General features: G+C 64.3%; 1 protein-coding gene and 1 pseudogene. Both read right to left on the bottom strand.

All coding sequences use genetic code 11. The annotated features are described in order from the left end of the window. Positions 1-194, bottom strand: a pseudogene (locus MKK63_RS14045) (IS21 family transposase); the annotation flags it as partial. Between the two features lie 152 nt (positions 195-346). Continuing rightward, positions 347-664: Crp/Fnr family transcriptional regulator (locus MKK63_RS14040; RefSeq protein WP_244002687.1), on the bottom strand; the 318-nt coding region annotated here is incomplete at its 5' end.

Here is a 664-nt window from a genome sequence, read left to right as displayed (position 1 = left end):
ATCACCGGCAGCAGCGGCCCCAGCTTCGGCTTCTCGATCGGCTTCGAGCGCGTGTAGCCCGGTGGCAGTGAGAACCGGCACATCTTGGCAATCGTCTCGCGATTGAGCCCGAATACCCGAGCTGCCTCACGACGAGAGTGTCCGTCGATGAAAACGAACTGCCGAACGGCCGCGTAAGCTTCCACGGCAAACATCCTGGGCCCCTCCCGAAAGAGAAGCCTCTCCACTGGCCGGCTTTTACCCCGGCCGCATCAGCACCCCGCCGACGCTCCAGTGGATGGTTTTGTCACCGCCCTACACAGCTGGAGGACGACTAGCCTCTCGACGTTGTCCTGGCCCGCCATCGCTACCCACCCTGGACGCTGCTCAGCCACGGCACCTGCCGGCGGCCACTCCAGCGCGCGTTCTTGAGGTGGAGGTAGTTGGGATTGAACCCGCAGTACGCCTTGAGCTGCTCGACATCTAGGATCGTCAGGACCCGGTGCTTCAGCGCGATGAGGTTCAGCCCGCGCAACTCCCGCAGGGTGCGGCTGACCTGCACGTCCGACAGGCCCATCGTGTCGGCGACATCGGTCTGGGTGAACGGGAACGCGTAGCTGTTGTCGGTGACACGCCCCACGGCTTCCAGGCGTTGCAGCAACTCGCAGAACAGGTGGGCGATCCG

Source organism: Methylobacterium sp. J-088 (assembly GCF_022829295.1).
GTDB lineage: Bacteria > Pseudomonadota > Alphaproteobacteria > Rhizobiales > Beijerinckiaceae > Methylobacterium.
The sequence above is the reverse complement of the archived record's forward strand: the minus strand, read 5'-3'. Positions and strand labels throughout refer to the sequence as shown.